Origin of the sequence: Apilactobacillus waqarii (genome assembly GCF_019061205.1) — a bacterium.
In the GTDB taxonomy this organism is placed as follows: Bacteria; Bacillota; Bacilli; order Lactobacillales; family Lactobacillaceae; genus Apilactobacillus; species Apilactobacillus waqarii.
In genome coordinates, this window is sequence record NZ_JAHQYH010000013.1 from 1 (window position 1) to 19,166 (window position 19,166).

At 38.8% G+C, this 19,166-nt stretch carries 14 protein-coding genes and 1 rRNA gene; 6 read left to right on the forward strand and 9 right to left on the reverse strand.

Going from position 1 to position 19,166, the window contains the following annotated elements; all coding sequences use genetic code 11:
- The first annotated feature begins 6 nt into the window (after positions 1–6).
- Both rrf and KTJ72_RS06565 read left to right on the forward strand, forming a co-directional pair.
- Positions 7–123, forward strand: a 5S ribosomal RNA gene (gene rrf, locus KTJ72_RS06560).
- A 306-nt stretch (positions 124–429) separates the two neighbouring features.
- The gene (locus tag KTJ72_RS06565; RefSeq protein WP_217304446.1) at positions 430–1,701 is read left to right on the forward strand and encodes a cation:dicarboxylate symporter family transporter; all 1,272 of its coding nucleotides are present in this window, start codon (positions 430–432) and stop codon (positions 1,699–1,701) included.
- A 913-nt stretch (positions 1,702–2,614) separates the two neighbouring features.
- On the opposite strand, the gene KTJ72_RS06570 is transcribed toward KTJ72_RS06565, so the two are convergent.
- The 3 genes from KTJ72_RS06570 to zwf form a co-directional block, all read right to left on the reverse strand.
- Positions 2,615–4,162 (reverse strand): multicopper oxidase family protein, encoded by a 1,548-nt coding sequence (locus KTJ72_RS06570; RefSeq protein WP_217304447.1) that lies wholly within the window; start codon positions 4,160–4,162, stop codon positions 2,615–2,617.
- A gap of 141 nt (positions 4,163–4,303) precedes the next feature.
- Positions 4,304–5,743, reverse strand: a complete 1,440-nt coding sequence (gndA, locus tag KTJ72_RS06575; protein WP_053794978.1) for an NADP-dependent phosphogluconate dehydrogenase — start codon at positions 5,741–5,743, stop codon at positions 4,304–4,306.
- An 81-nt stretch (positions 5,744–5,824) separates the two neighbouring features.
- A complete protein-coding gene (zwf, locus tag KTJ72_RS06580) occupies positions 5,825–7,306 on the reverse strand; it encodes a glucose-6-phosphate dehydrogenase (RefSeq protein ID WP_217304448.1) in 1,482 nt (493 codons plus the stop codon).
- Positions 7,307–7,546: 240 nt separating this feature from the next.
- Between zwf and KTJ72_RS06585 the strand changes: the two genes are divergently transcribed.
- The gene (locus KTJ72_RS06585; protein WP_057197215.1) at positions 7,547–8,722 is read left to right on the forward strand and encodes an MFS transporter; all 1,176 of its coding nucleotides are present in this window, start codon (positions 7,547–7,549) and stop codon (positions 8,720–8,722) included.
- Positions 8,723–8,765: 43 nt separating this feature from the next.
- On the opposite strand, the gene nrdI is transcribed toward KTJ72_RS06585, so the two are convergent.
- The 6 genes from nrdI to KTJ72_RS06615 all read right to left on the reverse strand — a co-directional run bounded on the left by nrdI (position 8,766) and on the right by KTJ72_RS06615 (position 15,362).
- Positions 8,766–9,221 carry a class Ib ribonucleoside-diphosphate reductase assembly flavoprotein NrdI gene (nrdI, locus tag KTJ72_RS06590; protein ID WP_041152477.1) on the reverse strand — a complete coding sequence of 152 codons (456 nt, stop codon included), beginning with the start codon at positions 9,219–9,221 and terminating at the stop codon, positions 8,766–8,768.
- Between the two features lie 72 nt (positions 9,222–9,293).
- Positions 9,294–10,685 carry a hemolysin family protein gene (locus KTJ72_RS06595; protein WP_217304449.1) on the reverse strand — a complete coding sequence of 464 codons (1,392 nt, stop codon included), beginning with the start codon at positions 10,683–10,685 and terminating at the stop codon, positions 9,294–9,296.
- 157 nt (positions 10,686–10,842) lie between these two features.
- The gene (locus KTJ72_RS07175) at positions 10,843–11,781 is read right to left on the reverse strand and encodes a restriction endonuclease (protein ID WP_217304450.1); all 939 of its coding nucleotides are present in this window, start codon (positions 11,779–11,781) and stop codon (positions 10,843–10,845) included.
- A gap of 134 nt (positions 11,782–11,915) precedes the next feature.
- Positions 11,916–12,881, reverse strand: coding sequence for a glycosyltransferase family 2 protein (locus tag KTJ72_RS06605; protein WP_217304451.1), 966 nt, complete (start codon positions 12,879–12,881; stop codon positions 11,916–11,918).
- Positions 12,882–12,895: 14 nt separating this feature from the next.
- The gene (locus KTJ72_RS06610; RefSeq protein WP_217304452.1) at positions 12,896–15,049 is read right to left on the reverse strand and encodes an ArnT family glycosyltransferase; all 2,154 of its coding nucleotides are present in this window, start codon (positions 15,047–15,049) and stop codon (positions 12,896–12,898) included.
- On the reverse strand, positions 15,042–15,362 hold the full coding sequence (locus KTJ72_RS06615; protein ID WP_249419574.1) for a GtrA family protein: 321 nt from the start codon (positions 15,360–15,362) through the stop codon (positions 15,042–15,044). Before KTJ72_RS06615 ends, KTJ72_RS06610 begins: the two co-directional genes overlap by 8 nt.
- A 203-nt stretch (positions 15,363–15,565) precedes the next feature.
- Here KTJ72_RS06615 and KTJ72_RS06620 point away from each other — a divergent pair, with 203 nt between their 5' ends.
- From KTJ72_RS06620 to KTJ72_RS06630, 3 genes are all read left to right on the forward strand, one after another.
- Complete coding sequence (locus KTJ72_RS06620; protein ID WP_217304456.1) at positions 15,566–16,255, forward strand: response regulator transcription factor; 690 nt, start codon at positions 15,566–15,568, stop codon at positions 16,253–16,255.
- Positions 16,252–17,562 (forward strand): sensor histidine kinase, encoded by a 1,311-nt coding sequence (locus tag KTJ72_RS06625; RefSeq protein WP_041152481.1) that lies wholly within the window; start codon positions 16,252–16,254, stop codon positions 17,560–17,562. The genes KTJ72_RS06620 and KTJ72_RS06625 overlap by 4 nt, the downstream gene beginning before the upstream one ends.
- Before the next feature lie 151 nt (positions 17,563–17,713).
- Positions 17,714–19,126 (forward strand): GH25 family lysozyme, encoded by a 1,413-nt coding sequence (locus KTJ72_RS06630; RefSeq protein ID WP_217304453.1) that lies wholly within the window; start codon positions 17,714–17,716, stop codon positions 19,124–19,126.
- Positions 19,127–19,166: the final 40 nt, after the last annotated feature.

The following is a 19,166-nucleotide window of genomic DNA, read 5'->3' on the forward strand; positions in this document are numbered from 1 at the left end:
AAATAGTGTGGTGGCGATAGCTAGAAGGATACACCTGTTCCCATGCCGAACACAGAAGTTAAGCTTCTAAACGCCGATAGTAGTTGAGGGATCGCCCTCTGCAAGGGTAGGAAGTCGCCGCGCAATTTATAAAAGAGTTACCGTTTGGTAGCTCTTTTTTTGTACATTCAAAACGATACATTACTTTTTATGATAAAATTAAAGAGGTGTGCTGATCACACTTGATTAACTACAGGATTTGAATGGAAATAGAGATATTTCGTTAATTCAGGGGCACACCATAATGTTAATATCTGAATTACTATCGTAAAACTACATAAAATAGTTTGTCTTTTATCGTTATTTAGGTACATTTTCATTATTGAACGGGGATATTATTCGTGATTTATGATAAAATTATATTAATACATATTAAGGAGAGGCTTCGTAATGAAGAAATTTAAAATAACACTAGGGTGGCAGATCCTAATTGGTTTAATTTTAGGTATCATCCTAGGTCTAGTGTTCTACAAGAACGCTACTGCAATTACTGCAATGCAAAGTGTTGGTACTATGTTCATTCGTTTGATTCAAATGATCGTTGTCCCAATCGTTGTTTCATGTTTAACTGTTGGGATTGCCAACATTGGTGATATCCATAAGTTAGGCCGTATTGGTGGAAAGACCATTCTATACTTCGAAATTATGACTACAATTGCCATTGTTTTAGGTTTAGTTGTTGGTAATGTTTTCCATCCTGGTGACTTCATTAACGTGCATTCATTACACGCTACTGATATTACCCAATACATGACTACCGCTAAGACTGCAAACCACACTGGAATCTGGGGTACATTAATCAACCTAATTCCGGTAAACGTATTTAACTCAATTGCTTCTGGTGATATGATGCCAATCATCGTATTCTCAGTATTCTTTGGTTTAGGTACTGCTGCTGTTGGTGAAAAGGGTAAGATTATCGTTGATTTCTTAAACGCTGTATCACAAGTAATGTTCAAGATTACTGGTTGGATCATGAAATTATCTCCAATTGGTGTTTGTGCATTAATTGGTGTTACTCTAGCTGAACTTGGTGTTTCTGCATTAGCTCCACTAAGTTACTTCGTGCTATTAACTTACCTAACAATGATGGTATTCGTACTTGTTGTTATGGGACTAGCTGCTAGAATCTTTGGTTTCAAGATTACTGACCTTCTAAAGGTGGTTAAGGAAGAAGCCGTACTAGCATTCTCAACTGCCAGTTCAGAAGCTGCACTACCAAGAAGTATCGACAAGATGACTAAGTTTGGTGTTAGCCCATCAATCGTTTCATTCGTAATCCCAACGGGTTATACATTTAACCTTGATGGTTCAGCAATTTATCAATCACTTGCTGCATTATTCCTAGCTCAAGCATACGGAATTCACCTAAGCATAGGTCAACAACTTACTCTATTAGTTGCCCTAATGATTACTTCAAAGGGTATGGCCGGTGTTCCTGGTGCTTCATTCGTTGTTCTATTAGCAACCGTTTCAACTGTTGGTATTCCTGTTTCTGGTTTAACATTCATTGCCGGAATTGACCGTTTCATCGATATGGCAAGAACCGCAGTTAACGTTATCGGTAACTCACTAGCAACAGTGATTATTGGTAAGTCTGAAAAAGAATTCGATCCTGATAAAGAAGCTAAATATTTACAATCAATCGGAATTCATAAATAAACTAATTTAAAAGACCTAATCCATTTGGATTAGGTCTTTTTTTAAAATAATTAAACCATACTGAAAACTAAAAAACGGCATTTTTAACTAATTATCATCTTACTTGTGTAATTAATCATAAAGATTAATATAAGCCCATAGAAGCTAAAAATAGCTTATATTCGATTAGAAATTATAGACGTAACTTACTTATTTCAAAAGCGTAAATAAAAAGACCGAATCAATTTGATCCGGTCTTTTTCCTTGTGTTTAACACAAGAAAAGAGACAACCTACAAAGTTGTCTCTTTTATAATTAATATTGATACAGATAAGTAGCAATTACTTTGGCGTAAATCTACGTCCCCGCAGACTCAACGAAGATTTTTGTGTAATCTCATAATTACTCAGTTTATCTGTTCTTAAAATTTAGTAGTAGTATAAACTGTTGTCCATACCTCCCCAACTAGTTCCCTAGAAGGTGAAGCATCATCAAGCAATTATTAATATTTAATTTTAAATTACTGTTATTAGCTGCTAACATTTCACTGTTAATTAACGTTTCACCGTTAAGCATGCAGCTAAAGGATACTGAGATAACCAACAACAGTTAATTCTCCATCTAAATAATCTATATTGATTATGTTGATTTCGGGAAAATTAACTGTCAAAGGTCATCTCAATTCTATTTGTTTAGAATTGAAACAACTTCTGACATCAATTTTCCCTTGATAGAATGATCTTTCGACGCTCCTGGATCAAAAGTTAATTCAGTCATATGTTGTTCACTCCTTTTTCTAGTTTTATTACAATGTTTATTGTACACCAATTATTATATTTTGACAACATTTCACTTATAAATTGATATAAATATTTTTCATCATCTAATCAAAATGCAAAAAGAACCTAATCATATCAATGATTAGGTTCTCTTTTTACATATTACAGTGATCCATATTTTCCATGTGGTCGTAACAAGACATACCGCTTAAGTCGAGGTCTTCGACGGCAACGCCACGTTCTTTTGCGAATGCCTTCATTAAGTCATCCATCTTAGTTAGATGGAATTCTTGTGGGTGGTCTGGGTCATCGACTTGGATTTGGGCCATCATACCGCCATCTTCGTGTTCGATGATGTGGCAGTGATACATGAAGACGCCGGGGTGATCGAACCACGCTTTGAAGCGGACGGTTTCATCAGGGTTCACTCCGATGGTGTCCTTTAGACCGGTTTCATTAGGGTATGGGGCATGGCCATCTCTGTCCAATACTTCAAATTGGCAACCATGCATGTGGAATGGGTGGACCATTCCGTTTTCACAGTCGTTAGTGTTGGTAACTTCCCAGATTTCGCAGTTACCCATGGTTTGTTTGGCATCGATTCTTTCCATATCAAACTTCTTACCATCTAGGGCAACTTCTTCATCCATACCGGACATAACGACTTTTCGGACGGGTGTGTTCTCAGTAACTTTGGGTGTGTTCATTTCAAATAGGGTGTCAGGAATAACGCTGTTATCTTCTGCGAATTCATGGATTCTAAAATGCATGATGGGGACATCGTCAGAATATAGGACAACTTCATCACCTGGTTTGTATTGACCGAAATCAACGACAATTTCTTGTCTTTCGGCACAGGTAATCATTAGGTGGGTAAAATTAACAGGGTGGGTTAAAAGGCTACCGTCACCTGCGATTTGAGTGAATTCAAGGTCGTCTGAGAAGTGCAAACGCCATTCACGACGGTTGGCACCATCTAGTAGACGAAGACGAACTTTTTGGGTGGTGACGTCAAAGTATGGATTAACTGTTCCGTTAATCATTGCGGTAGGACCTTGAACGCCATCTGGGTCATAATCAGCCTTGTAATCCCATTGATTGTCTTCATGGAAACGACGATCTTGTAAGATAACGGGGATATCGTCGACACCATAATTTCGTGGGATTGGAAGGGTTGCTTCATGTTCATCCTTGACGACAACAGCGGTAGCTAGGCCGTGCCAAACTTGTTCAGCGGTTGATGGGCATGGATGAGCATGCAACCAAAGGGTAGCTGCGGGTTGGTCACACTTGAAGTTTAAAACCTTACTTTCACCTGGGTAGACAGGGGTGTGACAACCACCATCGATATCACCGGGAACGTTTAAACCGTGCCAGTGATAGGTAGTTAATTCAGGTAATTCGTTTTTAACAGTGACGTGAATGTTCTTACCACGTTTGAATAAAATGGTCTTACCTAGTAGTGCTTGATTGTATCCCCATGTCTTAGTGGCTTTACCGGGCATAATTTGTGCTTCACCAGCTTGTGAGATAACTGTGTAGTACATGTCAGTATCAGTCTCTTTGTCAGGGGTAAGTAATTCCGGAACCTTTAGCTTTTGTTGTTTCACGTTTGGTGCTTCCAAAGGAATGTAACCACCGTCGTGGGTGTTAAAAGCGGGTTCGTAAAAGAAATAATCCGTGTAGACTTTTTCGGTAGACATAAAAAATAACCTCTCTTTTTTCAAGATTGGTTATAGTATATTCTTGTTTATATTCATTTGCAATTAATAACCATTATAAACTAGTATGTATTAAAAAAGAGACGATTTAATCGTCTCTTTTTATTATGATCAATAATTATATTATTGTTCAGTGTACCATGGGTAATGGAAGTTACCTTCACGGTCAGTACGTTCATAAGTGTGAGCACCGAAGTAGTCACGTTGTGCTTGTAGTAAGTTAGCAGGTAATACTTCAGCACGGTATGAATCGTAGTAGTTAACAGCTGCTGAAAGTGATGGAACTGGAATACCAGCCTTAGTTGCAAGAGCAACAACATCACGAGCATCTTGTTGGTACTTGTTAGCGATTTCTGAGAAGTATGGATCTAACAATAGGTTAGTTAGGTTTTCATCCTTTTCGAAAGCGTCAGTAATGTTTTGTAGGAATTGGGCACGAATAATGCATCCTTCACGCCAGATTTGAGCTAGTTCACCGAACTTCAAGTTCCAGTCATATTGTTCTGAAGCGAAACGTAGTTGTTCGAAACCTTGAGCGTAACTCATAATCTTACCGAAGTATAGAGCCTTACGTACACGTTCTACTAAGTCTTTCTTTTCGTCATCGTTGATGATGTCTGAAGCCTTAGGACCGTTTAATACCTTAGCTGCTGCAAGACGTTCGTCTTTTAGCATTGAGATGAAACGAGCGTAAACTGATTCAGTGATAACTGATTGGTCAGTACCAACTTCCATGGCATCTTCTGATGACCACTTACCAGTACCCTTGTTAGCACCACGGTCTAAGATCATGTCAACGATAGGCTTGCTCTTGTCAGCACCTAAATCGTCTTTTCTAGTTAAGATATCAGCAGTAATTTCAATTAGGTAACTGTTTAGTTCACCCTTGTTCCATTCCTTGAAGATATCAGCTAGGTCGTCAATGTCGATACCGGCACCGTTACGAAGAATGTCGTAACTTTCGTCGATTAATTGTTCATCACCGTATTCAATACCGTTGTGAACCATCTTTACGTAGTGACCTGCACCGTTAGGTCCGATGTAAGCAACACATGGCTTACCATCGCTAGCCTTAGCAGCGATTTGAGTTAAAACAGGTTCAACTAGCTTGTATGCTTCTTCTTGACCACCAGGCATTAGTGATGGACCGTGTAAAGCACCTAGTTCACCACCAGAAACACCCATACCAATAAAGTTGATACCAGATGCATCTAGTCTAGCGTTTCTTTCGATTGTGTTATGGAAGTTAGTGTTACCACCATCAATTAAGATATCACCCTTGTCTAATAAAGGTAATAGTGAGTCGATAGTTGCGTCAGTTGGCTTACCAGCCTTAACCATCATAACGATACGACGTGGAGTTTCTAGTGAGTTAACAAAATCTTCAACAGAGTAACTTGGTACCAAGTTCTTGTCTGCGTGATCCTTCATTACCGCTTCAGTCTTTGAAGCTGAACGGTTAAAAATACCTACAGTGAAGCCGCGGCTTTCAATGTTAAGGGCTAAGTTCTTACCCATAACAGCCATTCCAACAACACCAATGTTTGCTTTTGAGTCAGCCATTATAAACCTTCCTTTTTAAAGAAAATTGTGTATAAATATACACTTAGATTTTAACATTTTAATGATTAAATGTCATATAAATTATTTTTTTGAGTTAAAAACCCAAGCTCTGCCATCACGGGCTAGTAATTCGTCGGCAGCATCAGGTCCCATTGAACCTGGTGTGTAGTTAGGGAAGTCTGGTTTGTCAGTATCCCAAACATGTCTGATAACATCGGCGAATTCCCAAGCACGACTTACTTCGTCCCAACTGGCAAAGTTAGTAGCGTTACCTAAGATAGCATCGTGGATTAAACGTTCGTATGGTTCTGGAGTAGCAGCCTTTTCTTCATCACTTTGAGTGTGAGTTAAGTCTAGTGGTTGCATTTCCATACCTTGACCAGCTTGCTTTCCGTTTAGACGTAGGATGATCTTGTTAACAGGGTCTACGAATAAAGTAAGCACGTTGTTGTTTAATTCGCTTTCAGTTCCCTTAGCAGAAGCAAAGATGTCTACTAGCGGTTTCTTGAATACAACATCGATTCTAGTAAACTTGTCAGTTAGCATCTTACCAGTTCTGATGTAGAAAGGAACGTTCTTCCAACGTTTGTTTTCGAACAATACTTTACCGGCAACGTAAGTTTCGGTAATTGAATCGTTAGGAACGTTGTCTTCGTGACGGTAATCTCTTTGGTCACCGTTTGCACCATATTGTCCACGAACGAAGTTTTGACGAGCTTCGTCTTCAGTGTAAACATGCATGCTTCTTAGTGCACGAATCTTTTCTCTGCGGATGTCTACGTCCTTGAATGAAATAGGGTCTTCCATTGCAAGAATAGTAAGCATTTGCATAGTGTGGTTTTGTACCATATCACGTAGGGCACCTGAACCATCATAGTATCCAGCACGTTCTTCAACACCTAGCTTTTCAGCAAGAGTTACTTGAATGTTGTCAATGTACTTGTTGTTCCAAATACCTTCGATTAGTGGGTTACCAAAACGTAATGCAATAATGTTTTGAACCATTTCTTTACCCAAGTAATGATCAATTCTGTAAACTTGGTTTTCGTTAAATGATTTAGCCAAAGCATTGTTTAATTTTTCAGCTGTGTCGTAGTCACGTCCGAATGGTTTTTCGATAATTAAACGGTTGAAACCGCCATTGTCTGATAAACAGTTGTGGGCTTTTAAGTTTTTAGCTACAGTTCCAAAGAAGTTAGGAGCCATGGAAATGTAGAAGATACGATTTCCTTCAATATCATATTGTTGGTCTAACTTGTTTGCGTAGTCACTTAATGCGTCGTAATGTTCTGGATTGGTTACGTCGTGTGACATGTAGTAAAAATGACTAGCGAAAGCTTTTGCTTGTTCTTCGCTGTCAGCGTTGGCACTTACAGAGTCCAAGATTACTTCGCGGAACTTTTCGTCGCTCCATTCACGACGACCAGTACCGATTAATGCAAAGTGATCGTTATCTACGTAACCTTTTTTGTATAGGTTAAAAATAGATGGATATAATTTACGTTTAGCTAAGTCACCTGTTGCACCAAAAAGCATGAACAAGGCACGAGTTGCTGTTGCCAATTACCGTCACTCCTTATAGAAAAATTTTAACGAATCAAATGAAATATCTTTCATTTTCGGTTAATAATACAAGGCTATTATATAACACCATGCTAAATTAAAAAAGTGTTTTTAATCCATAGCACAAAAGAAATGTAAACGCTTTACTAAAATTTAATAATTTAAACATCTCTTAATGGATATTATGCTCTCAAATGAATTATAATTGTTGTTAGAACATTTGAATAAGGGGGAGGATTCATGAAGAAAAGAACAGAATTAGGACTTCGTTTAGTATTTTTCTATTCACTATTGTTAAATTCCGGTGCCGCATTCATGTGGCCATTAGTAACGATGTACATTGATGACTATTTACATAAGTCACTACTAGTGTCGGGGGTATCTCTGCTATTTATTTCCGGTTTTACCATTATTGGTAATTACATCGGGGGTTATCTATTTGATCATTGGTCAGCATACAAAGCGGCCTTGATTGGTATTACCGTCTCGACGGCCGCCATTTTAGCATTAATTTTCTTTCATGGATGGCCTACCTTTGCGATTCTAATGGTAGTTTTAGGGTTTGGAGACGGGATTAACCTAACGCTTCTAAATTCATATGCTACCAACGTTAAGAGTAAGGACACCAGAACGGTATTCAACATCCTATATGTTGGATTAAACATCGGGGTGGTAATCGGAACTGCGATGGTTGGATACCTACTAAAATACGGTGTCTCCATTGTCTTTATGACCGCAGCGGTATTTTACATCTTGCTATGGTTACTTACTTTTGTATACTTCAACATCGATTTTTCAGACTACGATAACAGTATGCCAAAAGAAGAGATCAAGGAAGAAAAAGAGGGAATTATTAAGTCTAACGTTCGACTAATCTACCCAATTTGTATCATGGTATTTACCGTCTACTTGAGTTATACATTGTGGGAAAGTGTTATGTCTGTCCATATGGTTAGAATGGGCATTCCATTTGAAGCATACTCAATGCTTTGGACAGTTAATGGTCTAATGATTGTATTTGGACAACCTATATTAAATTACGTAAGTAAACGACTAAAAATTCATTTAAATCACCAAGTTTTCTTGGGAGTATTTATCTTCGCAATTTCGTTTTACTTCTTAGTTTACGCAAAGACTTTCCCAGTCTTTTTAGCCATCATGATTTTTCTAACATTTGGTGAAATGCTGGGACTACCTGATGTACCTGCCTGGATTGATCAACTATCGACCAAGTCGGAAAAGGGTAAGTATCAAGGGATGTTCAATGCGTTGATGTCAGCTGGACGTGCAATTAGTCCACTATTCGCCGGATTCTTTGTGGAAGGATTTGGATACAATCCATTGTTCATCTTCGTTACCGTTTTAATGTTAATCGCATTATTCGCGGTTATGATTATCAGTCGTAAAACAGAATAATCAAAATAAAAAAGGGTTCGTTTCGATATGAAACGAATCCTTTTTATTTATCGTATTTTTTTAATTCATCATAGACTCTAACCACGTCTCGGTCAGTTCCACGAAGTTCGAAGTCGGTCACAAATGGCGCGTCGAATTGTTTAGCGTAACGTTTGGCAGTTAAACAGTATTGTTCGTTGAAGTTCTTGTTACCTGAACCGATAACACCAATACAGTATTTCGCGTTGTCGTTGTAGTCGATGTATTCGCCTAAAGTGTTGGTCATCATTTCTTTGACGCCATTATCAATGCCGTTGCCGCCATCTAAGTAGGTAGGGACGAATGCGAAGAAATTGCTGGTTTCATCATCAAAGTCTGATTGATCGGTGATTTCCTCTAACTCAATTAATGGGTTGTTGTCGTCGTCATTATGTACGTTTTTAGCATATTCTTGTAAGTTGGTCACAAAGTTACGCGTGTTACCAGCCACTGAAATATATAGGATTCTAATTGGTTTCAATGTTTAGCTTCCTTTCAAGGCAAAATAAAAAATCTGTTAGAAATATATTCTAACAGATTTAAAAATTATATATTAGTCTTTACTTTCTTCATCCTTTGGTTCTTCAGAAGATTTTTCGGCCATAGCCTCGTGGTTATCACGTAAATCGTCTACTTCGAATAAATCGATGAATGAGTTTTCAAAGTGTAATACCTTAAATGTGAAAGTATCTACCTTGAATTCAGTACCAGGCTTGATTTGAACACCTGGGTTATTGTCGATAAAGTAACCAGAAAGGGTAACACTATCTGATTTGCTGAAGTCTTTGATTTCAGTCTTGAAATAACGCTCAAAATCATAAGTAGTCATCTTACCACTTACTTGGTAAGTGCCCTTAGGTTGCTTGAAGACGTATTCGTTGGTTGCTGGATCGATTTCGTCTCGAACAGTACCGAATAGTTCTTCATAAATATCTTTATCAGTAATAATACCTGAAGTACCACCGTATTCATCAACTACGACAACAATAGGAGTTCTCATAGTAATCATCTTTTGAAGCACTTCAGTAATTTTCATTGTTTCAGGGACAGTTCCAATATCACGAATTAAACGTTCAACTGGAATGTTTGAGTTAACTCTTGATTGACGAACAAGGTCGTAACAGTAAACGTAACCTAGAATGTTATCTTTGTTGTTGTCGATAACAACTGGAATACGACTGAATTTTGATTGTAGGTATACTGTGATGGCATCGTCTACTAGAGTATTGATGTCCATAACAGTCAATTGAGTTCTATCAATCATGATGTCCTTGGCAACTTTATCATTAAAGTCAAAGGCACGTTGCATGTATAGGTAATCGTACTTTTCAAGATCACCATTTTCAACGGCTTCCTTTGAGATGCTTAGGATTTCAGCTTGTGACATTGATTCGTCACTTTCGTCTGTCATCTTAAGACCCATCAACTTAACAACACCAGCAGCACTGACGTTGATAGCCCATACACCAGGATAGAAAATTGTGTGGAAGAAATGAAGTGGAGTAGCCACGTAGCCTAGAACTTTTCTTGGCATAGCGATACTGATGTTCTTAGGAACAACTTCAGTAACTACCACTTCAAGGTAAGTTAGGATTAAAATACCAACAACACTACCAACGGCGTGCGCAGTACTTTGAGCAACTAAGCCAGGCTTTAATTCTAAAACATCAAAGATGGCATCAACAATAAGACTTTCACCAATCCAACCCATTAGGATACCACAGGCGGTAACTCCCACTTGTGTAGTTGATAAATAGTCATTTAGGTTAGTGAGCATGTGCATTTCACGAGCAAGCTTCTTTGACTTACCCTTGGTTTCTTCTTCTTCTTCCAACATGCTGTATCTGGTTTGCACTAAGGCAAATTCACAGGCAACAAAGTATGCGGCGAAGAAGAAAGCGATTAATACAATAATGATTTGAAAAAGTATCACACCACTATCCAACAGAACATTCCCCGTTTCTTAATAAAATTTATATAATGTCTACATTATACCTTTTATGTTTATTTTTTTTAAGTAATTTAGTGAATATAATAACCTATTTTTACTAAAAAAGTGAAAGTTTAGGCAAAAATTTAAAATTTATTCTACATATATAGTGTTACACATTTGCTTCAGCAATTAAACTAGCTAGCTTATCTCTATTCCATAGGTCGATATCCAACTTCTCGCTCGCTGAGATGGCGTGAGGGGTGAAGTAGCTGTTAGTAATTACAACGGCCTTCTTACAATTGTAGTAGCTGCGCCCTGAGTTGGCCTCTTGGACCGCCTTGATACCAACGGGACTGGCGTATAGTTTGCATTGAAATACATAACTGGTGTCACCATTTTTGGCGTAGACGTCGACACCAAAGTCGCTGCTTCCCTGAGTGCGTTTGATATCTGAAAAACCAAGGGCCTTAAGTAAGTCACAGGTAAATGTCTCAAACTGATAACCGTCGAAGTTATCAATTGTGGCCAGCTTTTGTTTGGATTGATAATCCATAAATGATTGATACTCGTCGGTCACATGGGCGTCTGCTAGTTGATCTCTTTGGTCTTGGAGGCGCTTGATATCTTCTACTAGACCATCGTATTGAGTGGTTAACTCATTTAGCTGTTGGTATTTGATGTTTAACTCATTGATTTGCTTGCTCAACTGATTACGGTAGGCCTTTTGCGATTCAATGCGCTCGTTCATCTCGTCTAATTGACGCTTTAACATCGATAGTTCGTTTAGATAGGGAGTCGCTTGTGCTTGGTATTGTTGTCTGGAGATATCGACAGCTCGATTTTGATACGTCATCTGGTTTGAAACGACGGGCGTCCTTTTAAACGTATACGTTTGATGACGACTGAGGTTGTTTTTGATGGTTTTAATAAAGTGTTTGTCTGATTTTGGTAGGATGCAGTAGCCAATGACAAGCAGGGTGAATGCGATGCACAGTGCTGTCAGCTGATTGTAACCCTTTGATAGATGCATCATGGCTACCACGATGTCGATGATTTTTAATGTAATTAGGATACATATAAATCGACGAATGAAGTGACTGATTTTCACGTCTAAACTTCCTTTTTAATATTTGATAATAACCCTATTTTATCAGATTTGACGCGGTTTCTCTATGTTTTTAAGAACGTTTGTTCTATATAAATGCAAAAAAATCCCCCCGGCAGATTGCCGAGGGGATTTTCTTAGCCATGATGTTTCTTTATCGTGGCGATGTTTCCGGGATGGTTATTGAATCCGTAAGAGTTAGAAACGACATATTGAGGACGATGTTTGGAAGCATCAAAAGTGCGGTATAGATAATCACCGATTATGCCCAGCGCAAGCATGATCATTCCTGATAGGACACACATTAGGGAGATTGCAAATGTAAGTGTCGAGATACCAGTGAAGACGGTGATTAATCCATAAATGATTCCAGCAATAATACTGATGAAACCGGTATAATTTACTATCTTGAGGGGGATTTCGGAGAATGAGGTGATTCCATCAGATGCTAGTCTAATCATTTTAGTTAGGGGGTATTTTGTGACTCCCGCATTTCGTTCTTGTCGTTCATAAGTTACGGCAGTTTGCTTAAAACCAACCCAGGAAACTAAGCCACGAAAGAATGGCTCAGGTTCGTTTAATTTGGAAAGTGCATCAACCACTTTACGATCCATTAGGCGAAAGTCACCGGTATCAAGGGGGATATCAACGTTTGCGACTTTACGCATTACACGGTAGAAGGCTTTCGCAGAGAAACGTTTGAAGAAGGATTCGCCTTCACGGATAAGGCGTTTTCCATAGACAACGTCAAAGCCTTCTTGCCACTTTTCAATCATGTTAGGGATAACAGATGGGGGATCTTGTAAATCCGCATCCATGACGACAACCGCATCACCTTTTGCGTATCGAATACCAGCGGTAATTGCTAGTTGGTGACCGAAGTTTCTTGAAAATTCGACCAATCTAATGTTTTCGTATTGTGATTGTGCGTGACGGATAATATCTACGCTTGAATCGACAGAGCCGTCATCCACAAAGATAATTTCGTAAGTTTCAATTTGGCATTCCACGAAGTTTTCTAGAACTTCGATGGTGTTTTTGATGCCATCTTCTTCATTGTAAACGGGGAGAACAATGGAGATATTGTTAGTTTTATTTGGCATGAGACACCTCCAGATTAATAAATGCTGGAAAGGTCATATAAGGTACCGTTGCTCATGTTAGATGGTCCACCACCCATACTCATTGATTGCTTACCACTAGGTTTGGCCATCTTAGCAGATGCGCCTTTCTTCATGGTAAATGTCATTGAATTGGATGAAGAAGTAGTGCTGGTTGAACCACCATATTCGCTTGCACTGACCTTCTTAGCATGTTTCTTGATCCAGTTAACAATCGTGCTGTTAGTAGAACCTGACTTACCTTCATCTAGGTAGTATTTAACTTGTCCAGATTTTACTAATTGCTTGAATTTGCTTAATGTCATAGCAGGGTCAGTTCCATTGAAACCACCCATTGCCATGACGGCTTTCTTGGTTTTAATAATATATGGAGCAGCAGTGCCAGAATCTGCGGTTGCAAATAGGTACTTGGCATTGCCTTGGTGCTTAGTTAAATAGTTCAACAATTTGGTATTAACTGTTCCGTTACCAATTCCACCTGAGTTATTACCACCACTGGTTAAGAGATCGGGACCAGCGGTTGGAATAGCTGCAGATTCTTTAGCAAGGGTAGGGGTTAATGACCAGAAACTAGGTGCTACTGCAATTGATAGTAGCCCTACGATAACGATAGCCTTTCCGGCAGGTTTAGCTTTGAAGACAAGTAATAAGATACTTGCTAGAACTGCTACGACTATGATTAAGACACTTAACCATGCGTAGTAGCTTGATACATACCATGCTTGTAGTCCAGCAGTAACAACGATTGCTAGTGGTAGGAAGTATGCCTTGTAATTGTTTAGACCGAAACGTTTAAACAAGTCCAGCATAGCTGCTAACCCAAGTCCAGCAAGTGCTGCAATGGCGGGAGCTAACATGATGGTGTAGTAAGGATGGAAGAAACTAGCTACGGAGAAGAATCCGTAAACTGGCACTAACCAACCTGTCCATAAGACAGTGTGTTTTTGACGAGTAGTAAGTTGGTACCATTTACGCTTAGGATCAGCGAAGCCGATGAATGCGGCAATCATACCGATAATGGAGAATGGTAATAACCAACTAATTTGTGGTCCTAAAGCTGATTGGAATAGACGAAGTGGACCAGCAGTTCCGATGTTAAATGCACCACCGGCACCACCCATGCCGCCTTTACCATTCATCTTCATACCACCGCGGTTGTTTCCTCCAGGGAAGTTACCACGAGATTTCATGTTCTTAGATGGGTTAATTTTACCCATCTTGCCACTTGGTGGCGTCATCTTGTTGTTGCTGTTTGATTTGGTGTTACCGCCAGGTTGGTTAGAACCCTTAGAGGAGTTGCTACCCATACCCTTGAAGGCACCACCGGTACCAGTAGTTTGACCTAGTAATCTTTGCGTACCGTTGTATCCAAAGGCTAGTTCTAATACTGAGTTGTGTTGTGATCCACCTTCATATGGACGACTATTAGCTGATGTCATATCAACTGATAGTGGCCATGATAGGGTGAATACGACTAAGGCGATTGTGGCAAGTGATAACTTACCAATCTTTTTCTTCCATGAATCATTTGATGCTAACCAGTAGAAGATAAGCATTGCTGGAATAATCATGAAAGCTTGTAGCATTTTGATGTTAAACGCGAATCCGATGGTAGCAAAACTTCCGATTAACCAGAACATGTTGTGCTTGTTAATGGATTTTTGTAGCATCCAGATTGCTAACAATAGGAAGTAGATTAGAGTAGCATCCATATTGTTGGTACGAGAGTCAGCAACAACAATGGGGGTAATTGTCATTACTAACGCAGCGATTCTACCTGCGAATCGACCAAAGTAAGGAGTTACTAGTCGATACATTAGATAGACGGATCCGACACCGAATAATACTGATGGTAGGACCACACTGAAGTTTGAAACACCTAGGATTTTAGCTGAGATAGCCATGAACCATAGGGCAACAGGTGGTTTATCGACAGTGATGTATCCGGCTGGATCAAAACTGGCATACCAGAAGTTTTTAAAACTTTGGGTCATACTAGTGATGGCGGAAGTATAGAAGTCGTTGGCAGAACCAGTCTTCCATGTTCCGTAACCGTACAAGCCTAATGCAATTAGGAGAATAATGGCTAACACCCAGTCGACTTTATGTCGTTGGAAGAAGCTAGGCTTCTTGTCTGTCGGTTCATTCATTGGCAGATGCCTCCTTTAATTCAGTTTTTCTAAATACCCAATACTTACTTAATAAGAAGTTGGTAGGCGTAGTGACTAGAAGTGTGATTAGGGGGATAATGCTTTCAATAACGTGGAAATAGTTACTTGCCACTTCTGTCACTAAGATACTCAAGGTCCATGTTAAAAGGTAAGTAAGGTAGTATTTAACGACGATCATCCAGTCATGGTTGGCTTTAAATACCCACTTTTGATTAATGGTTAGACCAATAATCGATGTAGTACCGTATCCAATCGCCATTGCAAAAGTAGGAGAAGTTGCTTTATACAACATTGAATAGATAAGATAAGTTAGAATGGTATTGATAAGACCAACAATTCCGAATTTAAAAAACTGCCGCAAAATATTTATCATGGTTGGGCACTTCCTTTTTTGGAATGATTTAAGTCTAGTTTAAGAAAATTAAACTAATCTTAAAGCAATCATAAACTTAACTTAAATGACAAAATTAATTGAAATCGAAAGGAATGATTAACATGGATGGTTTAAATATCTTAATCGTCGAAGACGACGAAAACTTAGCAGCCAGTGTGGCTCAATTCTTATCACCAATCGGAAACACAACGGTGGTAAACGATGGTTTTGAAGGCCAAATGATGGGCCAAGACAACATCTATGACATCGCAATTTTAGATTTAATGCTACCGGAAGTCAGTGGATACGATATCTTAAAACACTGGCGAGTAGATGATGAAATCGACATGCCCGTTTTAATTTTGACCGCCAAGGATACCATGGCTGATAAGGTGCATGGGTTCGAATTAGGCGCCGACGATTACTTAACTAAGCCATTCCATCGTGAAGAACTAATCCTTCGTGTAAAGGCCTTGTTAAAGAGAACAGGTCGTCTTGGTAATAACAACACATTGTCAGTGGGCGAATTTAATGTTGATTTAGGTCGCCACTACGTTGAATACCAACATCAAGAATTGAAATTAAACGGAAAAGAATACGACCTATTGGTCTACTTCATGCAAAATCCTTCTACTATTATTACCAAGGACCAAATCTTCGATCGTCTATGGGGATTTGATTCTGAAACTTCATTATCAGTAGTTGAGGTATACATGAGTAACTTAAGAAAGAAGATTAAACAAGTTTCTGGAGAAAACCCAATCAAGACCCTAAGAAACGTAGGGTACATGCTAGAGGGATCTAATCAATGAGAGATCGCATCTTAGAGCATAAACAACAAATTAAGTTGTTCATTAAGGAACTAATTGGTTTTGCGATTTTATTTGCGATTTTAGGATTAATTGTTTACTTCTTCTTCCAAAAGTCGATTTACTCCAACATCGACGCTGGGTTGAACCGCCAAAAAGAACGAATTGAAAGAAACACTTACGCCAATGAAGGCCCATTGAGTGTTAATCAACGTCCCGGAGGCTTCAATCCGTTTAACAACTACAACAATAGTGATTTCCAGACTAATGTGATTGTCTTCAATAAAAAGGGAATTATCTCCAATAGGGGAATGCTTGGTCAAAGAAACTACAAGCTATTGAGTAAGTTGACCGTTAAGAATAGAAAATTAAATCAAGTTGAAGAAATTACTTTGTGGTCTCACAACTACGTGACTACGTTTAGAGGGATTCTATTAAAGGTGTCCGACGACAACACCAATCCCGAGTATGCGGGTAATTATGTATTGATTTTGCAAAATATCGATGCTGATTTACTTGCTTTACACAGTTTCGTCGAAGCATTGATTGTGACCTTGGTATTCTTCTGGGCAATCGCGATTTTAATCGCTTACTACCTATCTAAGTCGAGTATGAAACCAATCATTAATTCATGGCACAGACAAAAGGAATTCAGTTCCAATGCCGCCCATGAATTGAGAACGCCATTAACGGTTATTCAAAACCAAATGGAATTCTTGCTAACCAAACCAAACGATAAAGTCGTCGATCAGATTCAACCAGTATCGACAACCTTAGAAGAGGTTAAGCATTTAAAGGTCTTAACCCAACGACTATTAACACTAGCGCGTTCTGATTCCAATATCGTGCAGGCACAACGTTCTGATGTTGAATTGAAACCATTCTTTGAAGGTGTCTTGTCACCATTCAATGAGATTGCCACAAGTCAAAACAAGTCATTTGTCGACACCATCGATGTCGATGGAACTGGCCATATTGATGCCGATTTGATTAAACAATTGGTGGTTATCTTAATTGATAATGCGATGAAATACACACCAAAGGGTGGCACTGTTGCCGTGAAGATTGCAAAGAACCACAGTAATCTAAAGATTGTGGTTTCCGATACTGGAAATGGTGTTCCTGACGAGGACAAGGCACGTATCTTTGAACGTTTCTACCGTACAGATAAGTCTAGAAATTCCAAGACTGGGGGAACTGGTTTGGGATTATCAATTGCTAAATGGATTGTCGATCAACATCATGGTCGAATTCATGTCCGTGATAATCACCCAACTGGATCAATTTTTACAGTAAATATTAATTTATAAAATATTAAATATTACAAAGTTTTTCTAAAATTTAATATGGAATTATCTTTCTTTTACCCCTCTGGCTCTGTTACAATATGCAATAATGATAAAACGATAAGAGGAGGTGTATAAGATATAAATTAATTTTTTAATTTCTTTATATCTTTATATGAGAAAAAAAGGATTATGGTTCTCGATTGTTGCCGTAATCGGTTTGATGCTTGCTAGCACCTCTGTACCAGCGATTGCTGATGCAAGTAACGCTAACACATCAAACACCGTTTATGACATGTCAGAATGGCAAGGTAGCCTTACAGATACCCAAGCACAACAATTAAAAAATGAAGTTCCATTCGTTATTTTAAGAGTGCAATACGGTAGTGCTTATGCCGACAAGACATTTGAACACAATCGTGATCTAATGGACAAGTATGGTATCCCATACGGGGTATATTCATTTAGTCAATACGAAAATCCTAGCGATGCCGCTTATGAAGCCAAAGTGCTATACAGCCGCGCACCACGAGCAAGATTTTACGTAAATGACTATGAATCACAAACTGTTACTTCTGGTGGAACCAATGAATCAACCGATGCATGGTTGAAGGCATTGAGACAATTAGTTGGTCAACGTAAGATTTTATTCTATTCATATGCTAATTTCATGGTTCAAAACGCAGCTAGTTCAGTTGCTAACTATGACGGTTACTGGTTAGCCGCATACCAAAACAACGAACCTGCCAGAGAACATGTCTTATGGCAATTTACAGATAAATTCCATTCAAATGCACTAGGTAAAAACCTTGATGCAAGTATGTTTACCTCAAAGGATGCTAACTGGTTCATTGGTGACGTTGCCGATGCCACAAATCCTACTCCTATACCAAAGATTACTGCTCCAAAGAGTGATCAATCTTCTAAAAAGGTAAACAAGAAACAAAGTGCTGCGCAAAAGAATGCGGCTAGCCAAGCTAACCAACAAGCTGCCAACACTAATAACAACAATACCGACACCAACAATAACAGTAATAGTACCAACACCGCTTCAACTACCACTAAGCCAAAGAAAAAGGCCGTAGTTAAGAATGTTGATTATACTGCCGTTGATAAATCAATGACAATTGCTGGTGGTACTGGTCTAAAGATTTATAACCATGTACCTGGAGATAACAGATACAAGAAAAAAACTAAGGCCGTCCATAAGAGTAATTCTTACGCTGCTAAGAAGATTAGTATCAACTCCGTGGCCAAGAATACTTCAAATGGTCGTACTTACTACCGTGTTCTAAAAAGCGGTAAGGTATTAGGTTGGATTAACTCTAATGGTTTGGTACCAAACGTGACTTATTCCAAGTACCACGCTACTAAGATTGTTAGAATGCACCCAAAGGTAAACTTCTACAATCACGTTGGTAACAGTGGATTCGCTGATATTCACGTTACCAACTACGGTACTGGATACGCATACACCCCAGTACAAATCACCCAACGTGCTAAGAAAGACGGTTGGAAGAAGTACTACTACAAGGCTTACTACCAAGGTAAATTTATTGGTTGGGCTTACGGTGCAATGTTTAAATAAAAAACTTTGATCAAAAAGACGATTCTTCGATTGAATCGTC